We start from the raw sequence: 19575 nt of genomic DNA, 5'->3' as shown, positions 1-19575 counted from the left end.
TGCGGCGTGAGCATAGCGTCGATCGCCTCCGGCGGCCATGCCCGCCGCCGGACCGCGGACCGGCGGCATCGTACGGCCGACAAACGTCGCCCTCGCGGCATCCCGCCCTGCGCCGGCCGTCCCGAGCGTACCGGCGCCGCTCGGAGGGCCGTGGACGCAGCAGGCATGGGGGCGTCTCCCTTCAACCCCGCGGCTGGCAGCGCGGGCAGAAATAGGTGGCGCGCTGCCCGCTGACGATGCGCTGGATCTCGCCGCCGCACACCCGGCAGGGCTCGCCGTCGCGGCCATAGACGAAATACTGCTGCTGGAAATAGCCGGGCCTGCCGTCGCCGCCGACGAAATCGCGCAGCGTGCTGCCGCCGGCGGCGATCGCCGCGCGCAGGGTTTCGCGCACCGCCGCCACCAGGCGCCCGCAGCGCTGCGGGCCGAGCCGGCCGGCGGGCGTCATCGGATGGACCCGGGCGCGGAACAGGCTTTCCGACGCATAGATGTTGCCCACCCCCACCACGCGCCGGCTGTCCATCAGCACGTGCTTGATCGGCGCGCGCAGCCCGCGCGTCGCACGGTGCAGCCAGGCGGCATCGAAGGCATCGTCCAGCGGCTCCGGCCCGAGATGCGCGAGCAGCGGATGGCGCCCCGCCTCCCCGGCCTGCCACAGCACCATCCCGAAGCGCCGCGGATCGCGCAGGCGCAGGGCGATGTCGCCGAACACGAAATCGACGTGGTCGTGCGCCCGCGGCGGTTCCGCGGCGGGCACCACCCTCAGGCTGCCCGACATGCCCAGGTGCACGATGACGCTGCCGCCGCCGAAATCGAACAGCAGGTACTTGGCCCGCCGCGACACCGCCAGCAGCCGGGCGCCGACGATGTGCGCCGGCAGGTCGTCCGGCACCGGCTGGCGCAGGCGCGGGTTGCGCACCACCAGTGCGCTCAGCACCCGGCCTTCGGCATGCGGACGCACGCCGTTGCGGGTGGTTTCGACTTCGGGCAATTCGGGCATGGCGATCCGGAACGGGCGTGCGGCGGGAAGGGACCGCAGCGCAAGCGGGGCTTGCGGCAGCGCGGCTCGCTTGCAGGTGAAACGGCAATCTGCCTAACATGGAGCGAACTGAATTCTAGTTCAGCCATCCAATGGCCGTCATCGCTGCGGCGGCATGGCCGTCCCGGCATGCGGTGCGCCTCGATCCAGTCCGCCGGACCTTATCCATGACCTTCAAGTTTGCCCGCTTCGCCCGCCGGACGAGTCTGGCCGTCGCGCTATGCCTTGGCGCCGGCCTGGCCGCCGCGGCCGAGAAGCCCAGGACCGGCAGCGATCTGCCGGCACAGGAACTGACGCCGCGCACGCTGTACCAGTTGCTGCTGGCCGAGATCGCCGGCGCACGCGGCCAGATCGGCCTGTCCACCCAGTTGTACCTCGACCTGGCACGCAACACGCGCGACCCCCGCATCGCCCGCCGCGCCACCGAGGTCGCGATGTTCGCCCGCAACCTCGAGGCGACGAACCAGGCCGCGCGCCTGTGGGCCGAGATCGCGCCGGATTCCCCCGATGCGCGCCGCATCCTGTCGAACGTGGCGGCCGGCGGCAACGGCAACCTGGAAGACGCGCAGGCGCAGCTCGCACGCGCGCTCGCCACCCACCCCGAGCGGCTCGCACAGAACCTGCTGGGACTCAATCGCGCGCTTGCGCGCATCGAGGACAAGCAGGCGGTCCAGACCATCGTGACCCGGCTCACCGATCCCTACCTCGACCTGCCCGAGGCGCACTTCGCCCGCGCGCAGGCGGCGATGATCGCGCAGGAGCCGATGGAAGCGGTGGCGGCACTGGATGCGGCGCTCGGCCTGCGCCCCGACTGGGAGCCGGCCATCCTGTTCAAGGCGCAGGTGCTGCAGCATGCCGGCGCGGCCGACGAGGCGCTCAAGCAGGTCGAGGCCGCGCTCGCACGCCAGCCGGACAGCCGCAACCTTCAGGTCGCCCATGCCCGCGCCCTGGTGGGCGCCAAGCGCTACGACGAGGCGCGCACCGAATTCCGCCGCCTCCTCGAAGCCGCGCCGGACGACCACGAGTTGCTGTTCGCGGCCGCGCTGCTGTCGCTGCAGCTCGACGACCCGGCCGATGCCGAGGCGCAGTTCAACCGCGCGCTCGCCGCCGGCCATCCGGAGCAGGACCTCATCCGCCTGCACCTGGGCCAGATCGCCGAGAGCCGCAGCGACGGCACCGCCGCGCGCAAGTGGTTCGACGAGGTCCGCTCGCCCGAACAGCGCCCCGAAGCCGTGATCCGCAGCGCGCAGAGCCTCGCCCGCGAGGGCCGGATCGACGAAGCCCGGCAGCGCCTCCAGACCGAAGAGGGCGACGAGGCCGCCCGCCGGCGCTACATCCTGGCCGAAGCCCAGTTGCTGCGCGACGCCGACCGGCCCGCCGAAGCGCTGGCGGTGATAGACGCCGCGCTGCGCACCCGCCCGGACGACGTCGACCTGATGTACGAGGCGGCGATGCTGGCCGAGCGGCTCGATCGCATCAACGTCATGGAAACCCGGCTGCGCCGCGTGATCGCGCTCAAACCCGACCACGCGCACGCCTTCAACGCACTCGGTTACTCGCTGGCCGACCGCGGCCTGCGGCTGAAGGAGGCCGAGGCGCTGATCGCCCGGGCGCTCGAACTCTCGCCCGACGACCCCTTCATCCTCGACAGCATGGGCTGGGTGCTCTTCCGCCGCGGCGATGGCACCGGCGCGCTGTCCCATCTCGAGCGCGCCTACCGCACGCGCCAGGACCCCGAGATCGCCGCCCACCTCGGCGAGGTCCTGTGGAGCCTGAACCGCCGCAATGATGCGAACCGCCTCTTCGACGCGGCGATGACCGCGCATCCGGAAAACAAGCTGCTCCGCGACACCACGCAGCGCCTGCGCAGCCGATGAGGCCGGTCGCCCCGCATGCACCGGCCGCCGCGCGCGCCGGTCGCCGTGCGTTGCTCGCCGCCGTGCTCGCCGCCGCGGCGACAGCGGCATGCGCGCCGCTCGCGCCCAGGGAGGCGGCGCCCGCCGCGCAACGCCGCGCCGTCGCCGCGTTCGAGCTGGAGGGCCGGATGTCGGCCAGCGACGGCAGCCGGGCGGCGAGCGGCAGGGTGGAATGGCAGCACGGCCCGGCCTCGGACACGTGGACGGTCTATACCCCGCTCGGCCAGGTGGCCGCCCGCCTGGAAAGCGATGCCGCCGGCGCCCGCCTGACCGACGCCGGCGGCCAGCGCATCGATGCCCCCCGCGCCGACGTGCTGCTGCCGCAGGTGCTGGGCGTCGAGGTGCCGGTGGCCCGGCTCGGTGACTGGGTACAGGCCACGCCCGCCGCCGGCGCCGAAGTGCGCTCCCGCGATGCGTTCGGCCGGCCCACGCAGGTGTTCGACCAGGGCTGGCGCATCGACTACCTCGACTATGCCGCGCCGGACCCCGGCGCGATGCCTGCACGCCTGGACATCTCCCGCGGCGACGCCCGCCTCCGCCTCATCGTCGACACATGGACGCCACGCCCCTGAGCGCCCGTACCGGCGCCCCGCGCACCGATCTTCCCGGCCGGCTCCTCGGCTGCCCGGCACCGGCCAAGATCAACCTCTTCCTGCACGTCGTCGGCCGCCGCGCCGACGGCTACCACCTGCTGCAGACCGCCTTCCGCCTGCTCGACTGGGGCGACACGCTCGATTTCGCGCTGCGCGAGGACGGAGCGATCCGACGCGTGAACGGCGTGCCCGGCGTACCCGAGGAGGAAGATCTCGTGGTCCGCGCCGCGCGCCTGCTGCAACGGGCCGCCGGCACCCGGCTGGGCGCGGACATCGCGCTGCACAAGGCGCTGCCGCTGGGCGGCGGCATCGGCGGCGGCAGTTCGGACGCGGCGACGACGTTGATCGCGCTGAACCGCCTATGGAACTGCGGCCTGTCGCGTGCCGGGCTGCAGGCATTGGGCCTGCAACTGGGTGCCGACGTGCCGGTCTTCGTCTTCGGCCGGGACGCCTTCGCCGAGGGCGTGGGCGAGGCGTTGCAGCCGCTGGCGTTGCCGCCGGCATGGTATGTGATCGTCTTTCCGGGAACCGGCGTCCCCACCGCCGAAATTTTTCGCGCGCCGGAGTTGACGAGAGACACCGCCCCCATCAAAATAGTGGACTTCGTTACGGGCACTACCCGAAACGACTTGCAGCCGGTGGCATGCAGTCGGTTTCCGGAAGTCAGGCGCGTGATCGACTGGCTGGCGCAACATGCGCCGGCGCGGATGACAGGCTCGGGCGCCTGCGTCTTTGCGGAAGTCGCATCGGAAACCGATGCACGACGCATCGCCGGAAGCTGCCCGGCGCAGTGGCAGGCGTGGAAAGTTCGCAGCCTGGCTCGCCATCCGTTGTACGAGTGGCTACAATAGCCGCCGTTTCACGGATCGACGCGCGGGCGATAGCGAAAAGGTTTCTTGGGGAGTCGCCAAGTCGGTTAAGGCACCGGATTTTGATTCCGGCATTCGAGGGTTCGAATCCTTCCTCCCCAGCCAGACAGCAACGGGCAGGCCATGGGCCTGCCCGAGTCGTTTTTGCGCGATGATTCTTACGGCATCGGAGTAGCGGTAATGCCCCACGGCAGCCTGATGGTCTTCACCGGCAACGCCAACCCCAAGCTCGGCGCGGATGTCGCGCGGCGCCTGGGGATTTCCCTCGGAGCCGCCACCGTCGGCCGCTTCTCGGACGGCGAGGTCAACGTCGAACTGCTCGAGAACGTCCGCGGCAAGGACGTCTTCGTCCTGCAGCCCACTTGTTCTCCGACCAACGAGAACCTGATGGAACTGCTGATCATGGTCGATGCGCTCAAGCGCGCCTCGGCCGGCCGCATCACCGCCGCGATGCCCTACTTCGGCTACGCCCGCCAGGACCGCCGCCCGCGCTCGGCCCGCGTGCCGATCACCGCGAAGGTCGTCGCCAACATGCTGCAGGCCGCCGGCGTCCAGCGCCTGCTGACGATGGACCTGCACGCCGACCAGATCCAGGGCTTCTTCGACATCGCGGTCGACAACGTCTATGCCGCGCCGGTGCTGCTGGCCGACCTCGACAAGCAGAAGTACGACGACCTGCTGGTGGTGTCGCCCGATGTCGGCGGCGTGGTGCGCGCCCGCGCCTTCGCCAAGCGCATGGAATGCGACCTGGCCATCATCGACAAGCGCCGGCCCAAGGCCAATGTGGCCGAAGTCATGAACATCATCGGCGAGGTCGAAGGCCGCACCTGCGTGATCATGGACGACATCGTCGACACCGCCGGCACGCTGTGCAAGGCCGCCGCCGCGCTGAAGGGACACGGCGCCAAGCGCGTGCTGTCGTACTGCACGCACGCGGTGCTGTCGGGTGCCGCGGTGTCGCGCATCAACGATTCCGAACTCGACGAACTCGTCGTCACCGACACCATCCCGCTGCGCGAGGAGGCCAAGGCCTGCGGCCGCATCCGCCAGGTCTCGGTCGCCTCGCTGCTCGCCGATACCATCCTGCGCATCAGCAACGAGGAGTCGGTGTCCTCGCTGTTCATGGAATGAGCTTTCCGCCCGTGCGGGCTGCATGCCGCACGGGCTTCCCCTCTCCGCCTGGTCGCGGGCGGAGTCTTCAACTCAGGAGCAACACAATGCAGATCGAATTCAAGGCCACCAAGCGTGACGCTCAAGGTACGGGTGCGAGCCGCCGCCTGCGTCGCGCCGGCCAGTTGCCGGGCATCGTCTACGGCGGCGCCGGCGACGTCCGACTGGTGCAGATGGACCACAACGAGCTTTACCACCTGCTGCGCAAGGAAGCGTTCCACTCTTCCGTGCTGACCATCGACATCGACGGCAGCAAGGAAACCGTGGTGCTGCGCGACACCCAGTGGCATCCGTACAAGCAGCAGGTGCTGCACATCGACTTCCAGCGCATCGACTCCGGCCAGAAGATGCACCTCAAGGTGCCGCTGCACTTCGTCAATGGCGACGTCAGCCCGGCCGTCAAGCTCGGCGGCTGCATGATCGCGCACCCGATCAACGAGGTAGACATCCAGTGCCTGCCGGCCAATCTGCCCGGATTCATCGAGGTCGACCTGTCGGCGCTGAACGCCGGTGAGACGATCCACCTGTCGCAGCTCAAGCTGCCAGCCGGCGTCGAGGTCGTGCACCACGGCGAAGGCGACCCGGTCGTGGCCAACGCCACCGTCGCCAAGGGCCCGGCACCCGAAGCCGCGGAAGGCGAAGCGGCGTAAACCTGCCTTCCCGCCCGCGGATGCCCGGGACCGACACCCGATGAGCGCCCCTGCCCGGCTGCCCGACAGGGGCGCTCTTTATCCCGTGGGGAGGATGTCGCGCAGCGACGGGAGGTTAGTGCAGTGAGCACCGCGCCCGCACGCGCGCCTCGTCTCGTCGTCGGCCTCGGCAACCCGGGGGCCGAATATGCGGAAACCCGGCACAACGCCGGGTTTTGGTTTTGCGAGCGCCTCGCCGACAGGCTCGGCGCTCGCTTCTCGTTCGAGTCCCGTTTCCACGGCCTGGCCGCCAATGCGCGAGAAGCCGGCGTGTGGCTGCTGATGCCGCAGACCTACATGAACCGCTCCGGCCAGGCCATCGGCGCGCTGGCGCGCTTCTACCGCATCGAACCGTCCGAGATCCTCGTCGTGCACGACGAACTCGACATCCCGCCCGGCCAGTTGCGGCTGAAGTTCGGCGGCGGGCTCGGCGGCCACAACGGGCTGAAGGACACCTCGGCCCACCTCGGCACCCACGACTACTGGCGCCTGCGCATCGGCATCGGCCACCCGGGCGATCGCAACGAGGTGGTGCACTTCGTGCTCAAGCCGCCGCGGCGCGAGGAACAGGCCCTGATCGACGAAGCGATCGACAAGGCGCTCGCGGTCTGGCCGCAGCTCGCACGCGGCGAACTCAACGCCGCCGCGACCCGGCTCAACGCGCGCCCCACCGCGCCCAAGCCGCCGAAAGCCCCGAAACCGCCCCCGGCCGACGCCGGCACCTGACGCTTTCCGCGCTCAGTAGCCCACGGCCGCGAGCGCGCGCAAGGGGCCGACCCGGCGGATCGACTCGATCTGCTCCGGCTGGCGCGTATACAGCGTGCCGCCGAAACACACGGCGCTCATCGGGATTCCCTCGAAACACTCCTGGCTGCGCGGCACCATCAGCAGCCAGCCGTCGCCCGCCAGTAGGTTGCAGGGCGGCAGCAGACCGTCGGAATCCGGCCTGAGCCCGAGTTCCCCGCATGCGGTGAGATAGGCCGCGTACAGGCTCTCCGCCGCCGTCTCCACCGGCACGCCCTGGCCGCAGCGCACGCGCACGAAGGCGTGCTGCATCGCCAGGGCCGGATGCCGGGCCACGCCCTGCTCCGGCAGCCCCCCGGGCAGTCCGGCGGCGAACGGCCGCAGGCTGGCGTTGCCCTCGGCCTCGGGCAGCCACTGCACATGCTTGTGGCGCTGGCTCGCACCGGCAGCGGTGCCGCCGTTGAACAGCCCGATGCCGCCCGCCTCCGCCATGATCGTCGCCAGCGCCGCAAAATCGGCTTGCGCCAGCGGCACCAGTTGTTCCTCGAACTCGCGGCGCGCCAGCACCAGATGGCGGTCGCACAGCGGGAACTTGTTCAGGATCGCGACGTGGGCATCGCCGAGGGGCCCCACGGTCAATTCCGGATCGGGGTTCAGGAAGGGATTGAAATTCGGGTCGCGCGGCCCTCCCGGAATCGCGACCTTGGTCGCATCCTTGGCCGCCAGCGACGACACCCAGCGCACGATGAAGCGCAGGCCCGCATCCTCGATCTCGGTCTGTTCGGCCTGCACCGGCTGCAGCGCCCCCGAAGCGCGCGCGCTCGCGCTGCGCGCATCGACCGCCTCCATCCAGCTTCCCGTCATGTCGTCTCCTCCACCAGTTCGTTTCCGGGCAAATGCGGAACAGGGATTGTAGACGCGGCATGCGTGCTTTGCGCCTGCGCACCCGCCGTTCCCCGCTTTGGAACCCCTGACGGCAACGCGGTACAATCCACGGTTTTCCACACCGGATCAAGGCAGTAGCGCATCCGCGCCGCCGTGCCGCCGGAACGACGAGGATTCACATGAGCCTGAAATGCGGAATCGTCGGCCTGCCCAACGTCGGCAAGTCGACCCTGTTCAACGCCCTCACCAAGGCCGGCATCGAAGCGGCGAACTACCCCTTCTGCACCATCGAGCCCAACGTCGGCATCGTCGAAGTGCCCGACCCGCGCCTGGATGCGCTGTCGGAGATCGTCAAGCCGCAGCGCGTGCAGCCGGCCATCGTCGAATTCGTCGACATCGCCGGGCTGGTCGCCGGCGCCTCCAAGGGCGAAGGCCTGGGCAACCAGTTCCTCGCCAACATCCGCGAGACCGACGCCATCGTGCACGTGGTGCGCTGCTTCGCCGACGACAACGTGGTGCACGTCTCCGGCAGCGTCGATCCGATCCGCGACATCGAGGTGATCGACACCGAACTCGCGCTCGCCGACATGGCGACGGTGGACAAGGCGATCAACCGCTACAAGCGCCCCGCCGCCGCCGGCGACAAGGAAGCCAAGGCGCTGGTCGCGGTGCTGGAAAAGTGCCTCCCCCAGCTCGACGAAGCCAAGCCGGTGCGCGCGCTCGACCTCTCCAAGGAAGAATGGGCGCTGCTGAAGCCCTTCTGCCTCATCACCGCCAAGCCGGTGCTGTACGCCGCCAACGTCGCCGAGGACGGCTTCGAGAACAACCCGCACCTGGACGCCGTGCGCGCCCACGCCGCGGCCGAAGGCGCCGAGGTGGTGGCGCTGTGCGCCGCGATCGAAGCCGAGATCGCCGACCTGGACGACGCCGACAAGAAGGACTTCCTCGAATCCATGGGCCTGGAAGAACCCGGCCTCGACCGCCTGATCCGCGCCGGCTACAGGCTGCTCGGCCTGCAGACCTACTTCACCGCCGGCGTGAAGGAAGTGCGCGCCTGGACCATCCACGCCGGCGACACCGCGCCGCAAGCGGCCGGCGTCATCCACACCGATTTCGAGCGCGGCTTCATCCGCGCGCAAACCATCGCCTACGAGGATTTCATCCAGTACAAGGGCGAAGCCGGAGCCAAGGAAGCGGGCAAGATGCGGGCGGAAGGGAAGGAATACGTGGTGAAGGACGGAGACGTGCTCAACTTCCTGTTCAACGTGTAAGCACAGGGGCGGCTTGATCCGCTGCCCTCGCGCCAGGCGTGGTCGAAGGCCGGCAGCGTCATTTCCGCCCGATCCTGCCCCGCAAGCCTGCAGCCATCGCGTGACCGGCCAGCGCGAGGAACGCCAAGGATGGAGCGCGCATCATCTGACACCAAGCCAGTACGCCGGAAGCGCAATCGACTCCCTGGCCGTTGAATACAGATCGCGAGCGTCAAAGTAGCGGGCGTGCGCAGTGTGGACCGTTTCCACGCCAGCGGCGCGTAGCGGCTGCAGGTGATGTGGAAATACTGCGTGACGACCAGGGCGGTCTTGAGGCCGCGCGACTTCATGATGGCAGCGCTGTTCCAAGCTGTCGCCTCGGTGTTGTCTCCGTGCTCGTCCAAGAGAATGGCTGCGCGTGGTACCTGCTGCCGCTCCGCCAGGTAGTCGGCCATGACGCCGGCTTCACTGAAGCCTCAAGAATCCCTCGCCCCCTGTCAGGCATGTCGGCATCCCTCCGCAAGGCCCTATGGCCTGCACTACAGGCGTGGAAACAGGGTAGTTGAATGAAGTTAATGAGGTATTCAAAAGGAGAATACCCTATTTAAAAGCCATGATTACCCCGTTGAGACGGCCTGGGCTTACATTGCCATGCACTCGCTTACCCCCGAGTCCCTCGCTGCGCTGCGCTTCGACGGCACCCAGGCGGCCACCCTGCGCTCGCTGGGTAAGGAGCGGGGGCGGCAGCAAGGGCGACCGGGTGCGTGCAGAAGTCCTGGGGCGCAGCCTGCCGTTTTCGATTTCGGAGATCGAGGATGCCTGCCCGGGTGCGAGCCGGGACATGGTGCGGCTGGTACTGCGGGCGATGAAATCAGAGGGACTGATCGAATCAACCGGCAAAGGGCGTGGTGCGAAATGGGTCAAGCAAGCATAAGGGGAGCATGATGGAACTGATCGACGACATCAGCCGCTTGCAGGACGACGACCTCAAGCAAACCATCCGACCAGGGCCATGACTGAAGATCGCGGCCTCGTGCTTTTCGATGTACGCCTATGAGGCGTTGAAGGCCGAACTGGAAAAGATCGACAAACTGGACTTCATCTTCACCTCCCCCACCCTTGTTGCCGACGAAGTCGCCGACAAGATCCGCAAAGAGCGCAGGGAGTTCCACCCCCAAGTTCGACCGGGGGCGGCTCAACCGCATCAACTGGGGCAACTATGCGGTACGAGCGGCGTGCTCCATGATCTGCTCGATACGCTGCGCCACCTCTTGATCGCCTTCGAATCGCAAGATGCGACATTGCCGGCTAGCGAGCCAAGCCTCGTGGCGCGCGCGACTGCGTCCCGGCAGTTTTCCCTCGTCATACTGGGCAGCCCATGTCAGGAACGCAGGATTTGCGCCGCCGAAGAGGGCGGTTTCCCGCGCTTCTATCCGCTGAAGTCTCAAGCTCGTAGGCAGTAAGAGGAACACCACCAGATCAAACGAATCTTCCAGTTCCGCACCCCAGCCACAAACCGAACCGGAAACGACGGTCCCATCGAATTGCCTCAGATGGTCGAGGATCATCCCCAGGCGCAGGCCAGTGTCGAACTTCTCCTGGAATGGCGAAGTGGTGGGCTTCCAGTAGAAATCGTCCGCGTCAGCGAAGCCAAGACCGAGCCGGGCGGCGAGGGCCCGCCCCAGGGTCGTGGTTCCGGAGCCGGAAGCACCCACTATGTTGATACGCTGGTATGGAAAGCTGGCCACGGTTGTGTTCAAAACAAGAATACGGACAACGATACAGTTTACGGGCGGTAGGCGTGAGGACACAGACTGGTCCATGATCTCCGGCGTACCTCCAGTCTGAACATTGGGGGCGCGTCCAGCGATTCCCACGAAGGCCGTGGCACGATTTCCCTGCAAAACCTAGTGTTCACGGGCCTTTGCCGAACGATCAACGTTTAAACGTGTGATCAACGTCGACCCTCCCCCCGCGTTCCGCGACGCCTTCCGGCGCACCGTGGAATCGGCCATCCGCGGAAGGAAGGGCACCTCCTGCGAGCGGGCGGAGCGCTCGTGCGAAAAGACGGACACGCGTGGCGGACGTGCTGCCGTCCGTGAACTCCACCCCGCCCGCAGGCTGGCCTACAATGCCGCTTTCCCTTGGACTCCACGCGCATGATCTTGCCTCCCGCCCATCGCAACGCCGCCAGGCGCGCACCGCAGTGCGTGGGCGGCCGCGTGCGCGGCAGGGGGCGTGACGCATCGCCGCAGTACGGGTTCGCCATGCAGCTCGACTTCAAGACGACAGGGTCTCCCGCCGTGCTTTCCCCGGCCGTGCGGGGCCGGCACCGGAGCTGAGCTTCCGGCCTCCCCGCACGGCACCTTGCCAGGGCGCACCCGATGTGCGCCTTGTTCAGCGTGCAGCCGCGGGTACCCACTTCCCGTTCCGATCCGAAGCCGTGAAAACGGCTGGCCCCAGGCCATTTCCCCGCAGCGGGACATGGGATCTTCGTCACCCGGACTGCAATCGAAGCATGCGCCCGTTCGCGATGGCGCACTTGCACATGGGAGATGCCATGGTTCCCGAGAAAAATCCCGCTGGGGAGAAGCACCACGCCAACGGCGGACTCCGCCAGCCGGTCCGCTGGTGCGGCGAAGACGGCAGCCGCCGGAAAGCGGCGTATCCGGCGATATTCGACCGGGTCGCCGAAACCTGCTGGCGAACGGCACCGTCCGGCCGGAGCCGCCTGGCGCACGCCGCCGGTTCGCTCGGCCCCGCCCTTCTCGCCGGCCGGCTCCGCGCGACCGGCAAGGGCAAGACGAACACGCTCCTCGCCGATGCGGACCTGCGGATCGAAAGATCGATCCGGGCCGTGGAGCATGGCGAGCCGATGCCGGGACATTCCGCCGGCGCACCGATGCGGGGCCGGCCATGACGACGTTCGCCCTGCCTTTTCCGCCGACGCTCGCCTACCCCCAGCCACCGCCCCTGCGCCGGTTGCGCGGCGCGCTTGCCGCCTGCGCCGCAGGCATCCGCCGGGCGCCGCGGATGGAGCTGCGCATCGACGTCCAGCACCCGCAGGAGGCCATCGAGGCCGAACTCGACGCCCTGCACCGCCGCCTGCACGGTGCAGACGATGCGCTGCAACGTTGCACTGTCCTGCCCTTCCCCTTCCCCGACCTGCTCTTCCGCCACCGCGAAGCGGACGGTGAGCACTATGTCTATGTCGAGGACGCCGCCCGCGGCCGGCTCGCCGGCTACACCGTCTTCAACCGCCTGATCGAGGTCGACCGCCTGACCGACCGCCACATGCGCTCGCCCCATTCCAGGTATGCCTCCGCCTACCAGGGGCGCGGGATCGCCACCGCGGTCTACGAATGGGGGCTGGACACGGGTTTCTGCCTCCTCAGCGGCGCCCGCCAGTCGACCGGCGCGCACGCCTTGTGGCAGGCGCTCGGCCGCCGCCATCCGCTGGGCTACGTCGCCATCCGCGACAAGCGGCTCCACTATCTCGGCACAGAGGTCGCTTCCCCGCTGCGGGAAGACCTGAACACACGCCTGATCCTGCGCGGCAAGGGCTGGAGCCTGGAGCGGATGCACGCACTGGGGCTGCTGCACGCGGACGCGGCGGCGGCCAACCAGGCTTTGCGGCGCCGGGCTTGAGGCAAGAGGCGCCGAACGCCCTGCGGAACGGGGCGCCGGCACCCCGTTCCGCAGGAGGCGGCCGCGCAATTTCCGAACCGCACGGGCCGCGCCTGGAACGCCAAAGCGCCGGTTGCAGGCATCCACCTGCGAGCGATCACGAGGTCTCCCGGCCGAGCGCCGGCAGACGCGAGGAGCGCTCGCCGTCCGGAATCCTCCGGAACGACCGCGAATCCGGGCGCCGCCGGACCGCCGCGCTCCTCTCAGCGCATGTCGAACAGTTCCTGGTGGAAGTCGGATGGCGCCAGTCCCTTCGCGACGAAGCCCTCGCGCAGCGACTGCGCAAACCCCGCCGGACCGCAGAACCACACGTCGGCCCCCGCCCAGTCCGGCACGGCCTTGCAGATGCGCGCGGCGTCCAGCCGCCCGTCCTTCGCCGACACCAGCACGTGCAGCCGTACCTTGGCCGCCTCCGCGGCGCGGCGCACGCGGCCGATGAAATCCTCGTCGGGAGCGCTGGTGCTGTAGAAGAGATCCACCGCCTTGCCGTCGGATTCCACCGCGAGCGCCTGCAGGCGGGCGATGAAGGGCGTGATGCCGATACCGCCCCCACCCAGATCTGGCGCTGCCTGCGGCCGTCGAAGGCGAAACGGCCGTACGGCCCCTCGACGATGACGGTGTCGCCGACGTGCAGGAGGTCGGGCAGGCGCGACGTGTAGTCGCCCAGACCCTTGATGAGGAAGAACAGCCTGCCGTCGCCCTGCCAGCCGGAGGCGATGGTGAAGGGATGCGCGCCCTCGGCCGGGTCGAAGGTAATGAAGGCGAACTGGCCCGCCTCGTGGCCGGGCCACTGTCCCTGGAAGCGCAGGCCGACCTTCAGCACGCGGTTGTCGTGGAAATGGGCCAGTTCCTCGATCTCGGCCACCACCTTGCGCCGCTGTCCGACCTTGCGCAGCAGCGACACCACCGCGCCGGCCGTGCCCCCGGCCAGCAGCAGCACCATCACCGGGCCGATGCCCTGCGTCCAGTAGCCGACGGGGATCAGCATCACCGCATGGAATACCAGCGCCAGATAGACCAGCGCGAGCAGGCGGTGGACCTTGAAGAACAGGCGATAGGGAAAGCGCTTGACCAGCGCCAGCACGATCAGCACGACCGCGGCGTAGAAGGCCCATTCGCCCACCGTCTCCGCCAGGTTGCGCTGCCCGTCCAGGAAGCGCAGGAACGGGTCGGTCTGCTCCGGCCGCGGGCCGCGCTGCGGACGCGCCAGCCAGCCCCAGCCCACGGCCCATTTCGTGCCCTGGGCCCACAGCCAGTGGACGATGGCCACCACGAGTCCGGTGATCCCCAGCCACTTGTGCAGCCGGTAAGCCTTGTCGAGGCCGCCCAGCACCGGCTCCAGGCTCACCGGGCGCAGCGCCAGGATCATCCCCGCGCTCATGACGCCGATGCCGAGGACGCCGGTGTAGTTGACCGCGACCTTGCGCAGGGCGAAGTACCCGTAGCCGCTCGGCAGCAGAGGATCGGCCATCCACCACAGCAGGCTCAGCAATGCGATGAATCCGGCATACACCAGCTTGATGTTCCTCATCTTCTTTCTCCTCTCCGTGCCCCGCGAGGCGCAGCGGGCGTGCGACGGCAAAGGCGCGGAACCAGTTGCATGCAGCAACATTATGCCCACCCGCCGCGCCCGGTTTGTATCGTCAGGTAGAGGCCCCGCCGCCGGCCGGCGGCGGGCCGGCGCTGCGCGCGGTCAGCCGGGCCGGCCCTTGAACAGGCCGCGTACCCAGTTCCAGCGGCTGATCAGCAGCGCCGCGAAGATCAGCGCGCAGCCTGCCAGTTGCAGGCCGGTCATCGTTTCCGCGAACCACCAGGCGGCGGCGATCGCCGTCCATACCGGCTCCAGCATCAGGATGACGGCGGCGTGGCTGGGGGTGGTCAGGCTCTGGCCGTAGAGCTGCAGCAGGAAGCGCAGCGTGGTGGCGATCAGCGCGCTGGCGACGAGCCAGCCCAGCGCCGCTGCCGGCACCTGTTCGGGCCAGCGCTCGAACCACAGCGCGGTGGGCAACACGAGCAGGCCCACGACCAGCATCTGCAGCGTGCTCAGCACCAGTACCGGCACGTTGCGCACGACATGCGAATTGACGTTGAACAACAGCGCGAACACCACGGCCGCACCGAGGAAGAACCACTGCCCCGGCTCGACGCGAAAGCCATGGGCGAGCGACAGGCAGGCAAAGCCCGCCAGCGCCGGCAGCAGCGCGGCCCAGGTGCTTGCCGGCGGACGTTCGCCGAAGAACAGCCGGGCGAACACCGGCACCAGGACGATGCCGAGGCTGGCGATGAAGGAGCTTTCGCCGAGGTGCCGGGTGTGCTGCAGCCCGAGAATCCACAGCGTTATGGCGCAGGCGAACAGTGTCCCGATCAGGAAGCCGCGGCAGAGGCCGCGGCGGTCGAGCGCGCGCAGTTGCGGCACCGCGAAAACCGCCAGCACGAGGCCCGCCAGCACGAAGCGCAGGCCGATGAACAGCAGCGGCGGCAGCCCGCCCAGCGCTTCCTTGGAGAAGATCCAGCCCGCGGCGGCGATGAAGGTGGTGAACACCAGCATCAGGTCGGCCTTCAGATGGTGTCCGGACGAATTCATGGGCGGGTCGGCTCTTGGCGCAGGAAAGCGCGCGATCGTAGCGCATCGCGCCGCGCCGTGGCCGTCCGCCGCCGCTTCCCGCCGGTGGCGGGCGCCCTCGCCTAGCCGCCGGGCGGGCGGGCCAGCTTGCGTTGCAGCGTGCGGCGGTGCATCTGCAGTGCGCGGGCGGTGGCGGAGATGTTGCCGCCGTGCTCGGCGAGTACGCGCTGGATGTGCTCCCACTCCAGCCGGTCGACCGACATCGGCGCCTCGGGCGCGCGGTCGCCAATGACGACGTCCTCGGCCCGCAACGCCTTGATGATCGCATCCACGTCGGCCGGCTTGGCCAGATACTGGGTCGCCCCCAGCTTCACCGCATCGACCGCGGTGGCGATGCTGGCGTAGCCGGTCAGCACCAGGATGCGCGCCCCCGGGCTGGCCTCGAGCAGGGGGCGGATCAGCTTGAGGCCGGATTCGCCGCCGATGTTCAGATCCAGCACGATGAATTCGGGCATGTGGTCGTGGGCGAGTTCGACCGCGCCCTCGCTGTCGGTCGCGCCGTAGCAGTCGAAGCCGCGCTGGCCGAGCGCGCGCACCAGCACGCGGTTGAAGGCGGGATCGTCATCGACCACGAGCAGCGTGGGGGCTTGATCCTGGGGGCTCATCTCGTGTCGTCCTGCAGGGCAAGGCTGAAACGCGCAATGGTGCCACCACCCGGCCGCGGGCGGAACGCCAGCGCGCCGCCGTGGTGCTCGATCGCCGCGTGGGCGAGGAACAGCCCCACCCCCATGCCGGCCGGGCGCGCCTCCAGCGGCCCCCGGCGCACGACCGCCAGCACATCCTCCGGAATCCCCGCGCCGCGGTCGGCGACCTCCACCACCAGCCCTTCCACGCCCCGGGCCGCCGTCACCTCCACCGCTTCGCCGGCGCGGCCGGCGGCGATGCCGGCATTGGCGGCGTTGTCGATCAGGTTGTGCAGGGCCTCGCCCAGGCTGGCGTCGGCGACGAGGCGGGCCGTCCGCACGTCGTCGCCGCAGGCCAGCACGGCCTGCGCGCGCGGGCGCAGGCTGCGCCAGCGCTCGACCACCGCCTCCAGCCAGTCGCAGGCCGCCACGGTGCCGCCGCCTTCGGCGCGCTGCTGGCCGGCCTCGCGCGTCAGGCTGTTGAGGATGGCCTTGCAGTGCTCGATCTGCTCGCGCATCAGCGCCAGATCCTCGCGGCCGTCGGCGGGGATGTCGCGGCGGCGCCCGAGTTCGTCGACCAGGATGCGCAGCGTGCCGAGCGGCGTTCCCAGGCGGTGGGCGGCGCCGGCGGCGAGCTTGCCGAGCCCCACGACGTAGGCATCGCGGGCGCGCTCCGCGCGCGTCGCGGCGAGATCGCGCTCGCGCTGCCTGAGCGCCGCATTCATGCGCGACACGAACCAGACCACCGTCACCGCCGAGAACGCGAAGCTCAGCCACATGCCGGCCAGATGCAGGTGCATCGCGAGGTCCGCGTCGGCGAGCCGGACCGGCTCGTGGTAGTGCCACAGGGCGGAATAGATGGCCACCGCGAGGGCGGCGAGCGCCCACGCGCGCGCGGCGGGCAGCACTGCCGCGCCGACGGCGACGATGGGAAGAAGCAGGGAAATCGCCGGATTGGTGACGCCACCGCCGAAGTACAGGAACGCGGCCCACGCGACCAGATCGACCGACAATTGCAGGAGCGCCCCGCCGCGCGCCGGCAGGCGCCCGGCCACCCCGGCATGCAGCGCGAGATTGAAGGCCGCCAGCAGCAGCGTGATGGCCAGCAGGGGGCGCACGGGCTGCGCCGGCGCGAGCAGCGGCAGCGCCAGCAGCGCGATCAGCGCCATGACGAGCACCGACATCCAGCGCAGTTGCAGCAGGCGGGCATGATCGGTGCGGCCATCGGCCGCCGGCCCGTCGGGCAGGGAGCACTCGTTCGGAATCATCAGGACTGGCGCGGAGGGTTGAAGAGTCGCTGTTTGCGGCACCTGCCGCTCGCCGTCCTTGCTTTACATCAAGGTTCGGAGATGCGCCAGTTCCTAGAATGCGTGTGCGACAAAACGCCACAGGACGGATTGTCGCAGGCAAGCATTCAAGCCTCGCATCTGCGCCGGCGGCCTGCCCGGTCCGGGATTCGGCGAGCACCGACACCTCTGCAAAGGGAGCGATAACACCATGAGCGACGCAACGATCAACCCGGGTAGCGAGATGCCCGACCCGAGCCGACGCAAATTCCTCAACACCGCGGCGCTCGCCGGCCTTGCGGGCGCCGGGCTGTCGGTGGGCCTGTCCGCCTGCAACAAGGAAGCGCCGCCGGCCGCGTCGGCACCTGCCGCACCGGCTCCCGCCGCGGCGCCGGCCGCCGCGCACGCCGGCCACAACCCGCACCTGGCACCAGGCGAACTCGACACCTACTATGGCCTGTGGTCCGGCGGCCACACCGGCGATTTCCGCGTTCTCGGCCTTCCGTCCGGACGCGAGATCCACCGCGTACCCTGCTTCGCTCCGGACGCGCTGGTCGGCTGGGGCATCACCAACGAATCGAAGGCGGTGATGGGCACCAAGCCCGACGGCAGCCTCAAGTACACCGTCGCCGACACGCACCACACGCACGCCTCGTACAAGGACGGCAACTACGACGGCCGCTACGCGTGGATCAACGACAAGATCAACAGCCGCATCGCGCGCATCCGGCTCGACTACTTCATCTGCGACAAGATCACCGAGCTGCCCAACGTGCAGGGCTTCCACGGCATCTTCCCGGACAAGCGCGACCCGGTCGATCCGGCGATCAACTACACCACCCGCGTGTTCTGCGGCGCCGAGTTCCACATTCCGCTGCCCAACGACGGGCGCGATCTCGAATCGCCGGAAAAATACCGCACGCTGTTCTCGTGCGTCGATGCCGAGACCATGGAAGTGCGCTGGCAGGTGCTGATCGACGGCAACTGCGACCTCGCGGCCACGTCGTACGATGGCAAGCTCGCCGCTACCAACCAGTACAACACCGAGGGCGGCTTCCGCTACGAGGGCATGATGTCGTCCGAGCGCGACTCGTGCCTGTTCTTCAACATCGCCCGCATCGAGCAGGCGGTGAAGGACGGCAAGTTCAAGACCTACGGCACCTCCAAGGTGCCCGTGGTAGACGGCACCAAGGAAGCCAATGCCGATCCGAAGACGGCGCTGACCGCCTACGTGTCGGTGCCGAAGAACCCGCACGGCGTGAATGCCAGCCCGGACGGCAAGTATTTCATCTGCGCCGGCAAGCTGTCGCCGACCGCCACCGTCATCGAACTCGCCAAGGTGCTGGAGTGGTTCGACGGCAACCTGCCCGAACTCGACAAGGCCATCGTCGCCGAGGTGGAAATCGGCCTGGGCCCGCTGCACACCGCCTTCGACGGCCGCGGCAACGCCTACACCACGCTGTTCCTCGACAGCCAGATCGTGAAGTGGAACGTCGATGCGGCAATCAAGTTCCATGCCGGCGACAAGGCGGTGCAGTACGTGGTCGATCGCCTGGACGTGCATTACCAGCCGGGCCACATCAACGCCTCGCAGTCCGAGACGATGTTCGCGGACGGCCAGTGGCTGGCGGTGGGCTGCAAGTTCTCGAAGGACCGCTTCCTGCCGGTCGGCCCGCTGCACGCCGAGACCGAGCAGTTGGTCGACATCTCGGGCGAGAAGATGGTCCTGGTGGCCGACCACCCGGTTCGCCCCGAACCGCACGACTTCATCATCTTCAAGCGCGAGCTGCTGTCGCCCAAGCAGGTCTACAACCTCGACGACTTCCCGAACGCCACCAAGGACATGAAGGAAGCGGGGATCTTCCGCGAGGGCAAGAAGGTCACCGTGCGGATCACCTCGCAGGCGCCCGCCTTCGAGCCGCGCGAGTTCAAGCTCAAGGTCGGCGACGAGGTCACCGTCATCCTGACCAACCTCGACAAGGTGGAAGACCTGACGCACGGCTTCGCCATCCCGAAGTACAACGTCAACTTCATCTGCAACCCGCAGGAGACGAAGTCGGTGACCTTCAAGGCGGACAAGCCGGGCGTGTACTGGTGCTACTGCACGCACTTCTGCCACGCGCTGCACCTGGAGATGCGCAGCCGCATGATCGTCGAAGCCTGAGCGCGGCATCGTACGAGGGGGCGCAAGGGGTATCCGC

Annotated in this window: 17 protein-coding genes, 1 tRNA gene and 2 pseudogenes; 11 read left to right on the top strand and 9 right to left on the bottom strand. The window is 68.9% G+C overall.

Annotation, left to right across the window (positions count from 1 at the left end):
• Window positions 1-181: 181 nt before the first annotated feature.
• A complete protein-coding gene (mutM, locus tag CCZ27_RS00290; protein ID WP_096444843.1) occupies window positions 182-1000 on the bottom strand; it encodes a bifunctional DNA-formamidopyrimidine glycosylase/DNA-(apurinic or apyrimidinic site) lyase in 819 nt (272 codons plus the stop codon).
• 206 nt (window positions 1001-1206) lie between these two features.
• Between mutM and CCZ27_RS00285 the strand changes: the two genes are divergently transcribed.
• The 7 genes from CCZ27_RS00285 (at window position 1207) to pth (ending at window position 7002) form a co-directional block, all read left to right on the top strand.
• Window positions 1207-2916 carry a tetratricopeptide repeat protein gene (locus tag CCZ27_RS00285; protein ID WP_096444842.1) on the top strand — a complete coding sequence of 570 codons (1710 nt, stop codon included), beginning with the start codon at window positions 1207-1209 and terminating at the stop codon, window positions 2914-2916.
• Entirely contained in the window at window positions 2913-3527 is a 615-nt protein-coding gene (gene lolB, locus CCZ27_RS00280) for a lipoprotein insertase outer membrane protein LolB (RefSeq protein ID WP_096444841.1), read from the top strand. The genes CCZ27_RS00285 and lolB overlap by 4 nt, the downstream gene beginning before the upstream one ends.
• Window positions 3509-4399, top strand: a complete 891-nt coding sequence (ispE, locus tag CCZ27_RS00275; protein ID WP_096444840.1) for a 4-(cytidine 5'-diphospho)-2-C-methyl-D-erythritol kinase — start codon at window positions 3509-3511, stop codon at window positions 4397-4399. Before lolB ends, ispE begins: the two co-directional genes overlap by 19 nt.
• Window positions 4400-4445: 46 nt before the next feature.
• Window positions 4446-4522, top strand: a tRNA-Gln gene (locus CCZ27_RS00270).
• Window positions 4523-4597: 75 nt separating this feature from the next.
• Window positions 4598-5548, top strand: coding sequence for a ribose-phosphate pyrophosphokinase (locus tag CCZ27_RS00265; RefSeq protein WP_096444839.1), 951 nt, complete (start codon window positions 4598-4600; stop codon window positions 5546-5548).
• Between the two features lie 86 nt (window positions 5549-5634).
• On the top strand, window positions 5635-6237 hold the full coding sequence (locus CCZ27_RS00260; RefSeq protein ID WP_096444838.1) for a 50S ribosomal protein L25/general stress protein Ctc: 603 nt from the start codon (window positions 5635-5637) through the stop codon (window positions 6235-6237).
• Between the two features lie 123 nt (window positions 6238-6360).
• Window positions 6361-7002, top strand: a complete 642-nt coding sequence (gene pth / locus CCZ27_RS00255) for an aminoacyl-tRNA hydrolase (protein ID WP_096444837.1) — start codon at window positions 6361-6363, stop codon at window positions 7000-7002.
• Window positions 7003-7014: 12 nt separating this feature from the next.
• Here the strand turns inward: pth and CCZ27_RS00250 are convergent, their stop codons facing one another.
• Entirely contained in the window at window positions 7015-7884 is an 870-nt protein-coding gene (locus tag CCZ27_RS00250) for an ATP adenylyltransferase family protein (protein ID WP_096444836.1), read from the bottom strand.
• 200 nt (window positions 7885-8084) lie between these two features.
• On the opposite strand from CCZ27_RS00250, the gene ychF reads away from it, so the two are divergent.
• Entirely contained in the window at window positions 8085-9176 is a 1092-nt protein-coding gene (gene ychF / locus CCZ27_RS00245) for a redox-regulated ATPase YchF (RefSeq protein ID WP_096444835.1), read from the top strand.
• Window positions 9177-9460: 284 nt separating this feature from the next.
• Here ychF and CCZ27_RS24670 read toward each other — a convergent pair.
• The 3 genes and pseudogenes from CCZ27_RS24670 to CCZ27_RS23180 all read right to left on the bottom strand — a co-directional run.
• Window positions 9461-9616 (bottom strand): annotated as a pseudogene (locus CCZ27_RS24670) (ElyC/SanA/YdcF family protein); the annotation flags it as partial.
• Between the two features lie 459 nt (window positions 9617-10075).
• Window positions 10076-10327, bottom strand: coding sequence for a hypothetical protein (locus tag CCZ27_RS23185; RefSeq protein ID WP_157748387.1), 252 nt, complete (start codon window positions 10325-10327; stop codon window positions 10076-10078).
• Between the two features lie 45 nt (window positions 10328-10372).
• Complete coding sequence (locus tag CCZ27_RS23180) at window positions 10373-10903, bottom strand: AAA family ATPase (RefSeq protein WP_157748386.1); 531 nt, start codon at window positions 10901-10903, stop codon at window positions 10373-10375.
• An 812-nt stretch (window positions 10904-11715) separates the two neighbouring features.
• Between CCZ27_RS23180 and CCZ27_RS00220 the strand changes: the two genes are divergently transcribed.
• Together CCZ27_RS00220 and CCZ27_RS00215 are read left to right on the top strand one after the other, a co-directional pair.
• Complete coding sequence (locus CCZ27_RS00220) at window positions 11716-12075, top strand: hypothetical protein (RefSeq protein WP_157748385.1); 360 nt, start codon at window positions 11716-11718, stop codon at window positions 12073-12075.
• Window positions 12072-12803, top strand: coding sequence for a hypothetical protein (locus tag CCZ27_RS00215; RefSeq protein WP_096444832.1), 732 nt, complete (start codon window positions 12072-12074; stop codon window positions 12801-12803). Before CCZ27_RS00220 ends, CCZ27_RS00215 begins: the two co-directional genes overlap by 4 nt.
• 242 nt (window positions 12804-13045) lie before the next feature.
• On the opposite strand, the pseudogene CCZ27_RS00210 reads toward CCZ27_RS00215, so the two are convergent.
• The 4 genes and pseudogenes from CCZ27_RS00210 to CCZ27_RS00195 all read right to left on the bottom strand — a co-directional run bounded on the left by CCZ27_RS00210 (window position 13046) and on the right by CCZ27_RS00195 (window position 17356).
• A pseudogene (locus tag CCZ27_RS00210) lies at window positions 13046-14373 on the bottom strand (ferredoxin reductase family protein).
• Between the two features lie 162 nt (window positions 14374-14535).
• Window positions 14536-15426, bottom strand: a complete 891-nt coding sequence (locus CCZ27_RS00205; protein ID WP_096444831.1) for a DMT family transporter — start codon at window positions 15424-15426, stop codon at window positions 14536-14538.
• Window positions 15427-15527: 101 nt separating this feature from the next.
• Window positions 15528-16070, bottom strand: a complete 543-nt coding sequence (locus CCZ27_RS00200) for a response regulator transcription factor (protein WP_096444830.1) — start codon at window positions 16068-16070, stop codon at window positions 15528-15530.
• Window positions 16067-17356, bottom strand: coding sequence for an ATP-binding protein (locus tag CCZ27_RS00195; RefSeq protein WP_096444829.1), 1290 nt, complete (start codon window positions 17354-17356; stop codon window positions 16067-16069). Before CCZ27_RS00195 ends, CCZ27_RS00200 begins: the two co-directional genes overlap by 4 nt.
• A 229-nt stretch (window positions 17357-17585) precedes the next feature.
• Between CCZ27_RS00195 and nosZ the strand changes: the two genes are divergently transcribed.
• Entirely contained in the window at window positions 17586-19538 is a 1953-nt protein-coding gene (gene nosZ / locus CCZ27_RS00190) for a TAT-dependent nitrous-oxide reductase (RefSeq protein WP_096444828.1), read from the top strand.
• Window positions 19539-19575 lie beyond the last annotated feature (37 nt).

The sequence above is a fragment of the Thauera sp. K11 genome, assembly GCF_002354895.1.
GTDB classification, from domain to species: domain Bacteria; phylum Pseudomonadota; class Gammaproteobacteria; order Burkholderiales; family Rhodocyclaceae; genus Thauera; species Thauera sinica.
The sequence above is the reverse complement of the archived record's forward strand: the minus strand, read 5'-3'. Positions and strand labels throughout refer to the sequence as shown.

Excerpts from the sequence above, each read along its gene's own strand:
- mutM (WP_096444843.1), bottom strand. The coding sequence starts at position 1,000 with ATGCCCGAATTGCCCGAAGTCGAAACCACCCGCAACGGCGTGCGTCCG.
- CCZ27_RS00285 (WP_096444842.1), top strand. The coding sequence starts at position 1,207 with ATGACCTTCAAGTTTGCCCGCTTCGCCCGCCGGACGAGTCTGGCCGTC.
- lolB (WP_096444841.1), top strand. The coding sequence starts at position 2,913 with ATGAGGCCGGTCGCCCCGCATGCACCGGCCGCCGCGCGCGCCGGTCGC.
- ispE (WP_096444840.1), top strand. The coding sequence starts at position 3,509 with ATGGACGCCACGCCCCTGAGCGCCCGTACCGGCGCCCCGCGCACCGAT.
- CCZ27_RS00265 (WP_096444839.1), top strand. The coding sequence starts at position 4,598 with ATGCCCCACGGCAGCCTGATGGTCTTCACCGGCAACGCCAACCCCAAG.
- CCZ27_RS00260 (WP_096444838.1), top strand. The coding sequence starts at position 5,635 with ATGCAGATCGAATTCAAGGCCACCAAGCGTGACGCTCAAGGTACGGGT.
- CCZ27_RS00250 (WP_096444836.1), bottom strand. The coding sequence starts at position 7,884 with ATGACGGGAAGCTGGATGGAGGCGGTCGATGCGCGCAGCGCGAGCGCG.
- ychF (WP_096444835.1), top strand. The coding sequence starts at position 8,085 with ATGAGCCTGAAATGCGGAATCGTCGGCCTGCCCAACGTCGGCAAGTCG.
- CCZ27_RS00220 (WP_157748385.1), top strand. The coding sequence starts at position 11,716 with ATGGTTCCCGAGAAAAATCCCGCTGGGGAGAAGCACCACGCCAACGGC.
- CCZ27_RS00215 (WP_096444832.1), top strand. The coding sequence starts at position 12,072 with ATGACGACGTTCGCCCTGCCTTTTCCGCCGACGCTCGCCTACCCCCAG.
- CCZ27_RS00205 (WP_096444831.1), bottom strand. The coding sequence starts at position 15,426 with ATGAATTCGTCCGGACACCATCTGAAGGCCGACCTGATGCTGGTGTTC.
- CCZ27_RS00200 (WP_096444830.1), bottom strand. The coding sequence starts at position 16,070 with ATGAGCCCCCAGGATCAAGCCCCCACGCTGCTCGTGGTCGATGACGAT.
- CCZ27_RS00195 (WP_096444829.1), bottom strand. The coding sequence starts at position 17,356 with ATGATTCCGAACGAGTGCTCCCTGCCCGACGGGCCGGCGGCCGATGGC.
- nosZ (WP_096444828.1), top strand. The coding sequence starts at position 17,586 with ATGAGCGACGCAACGATCAACCCGGGTAGCGAGATGCCCGACCCGAGC.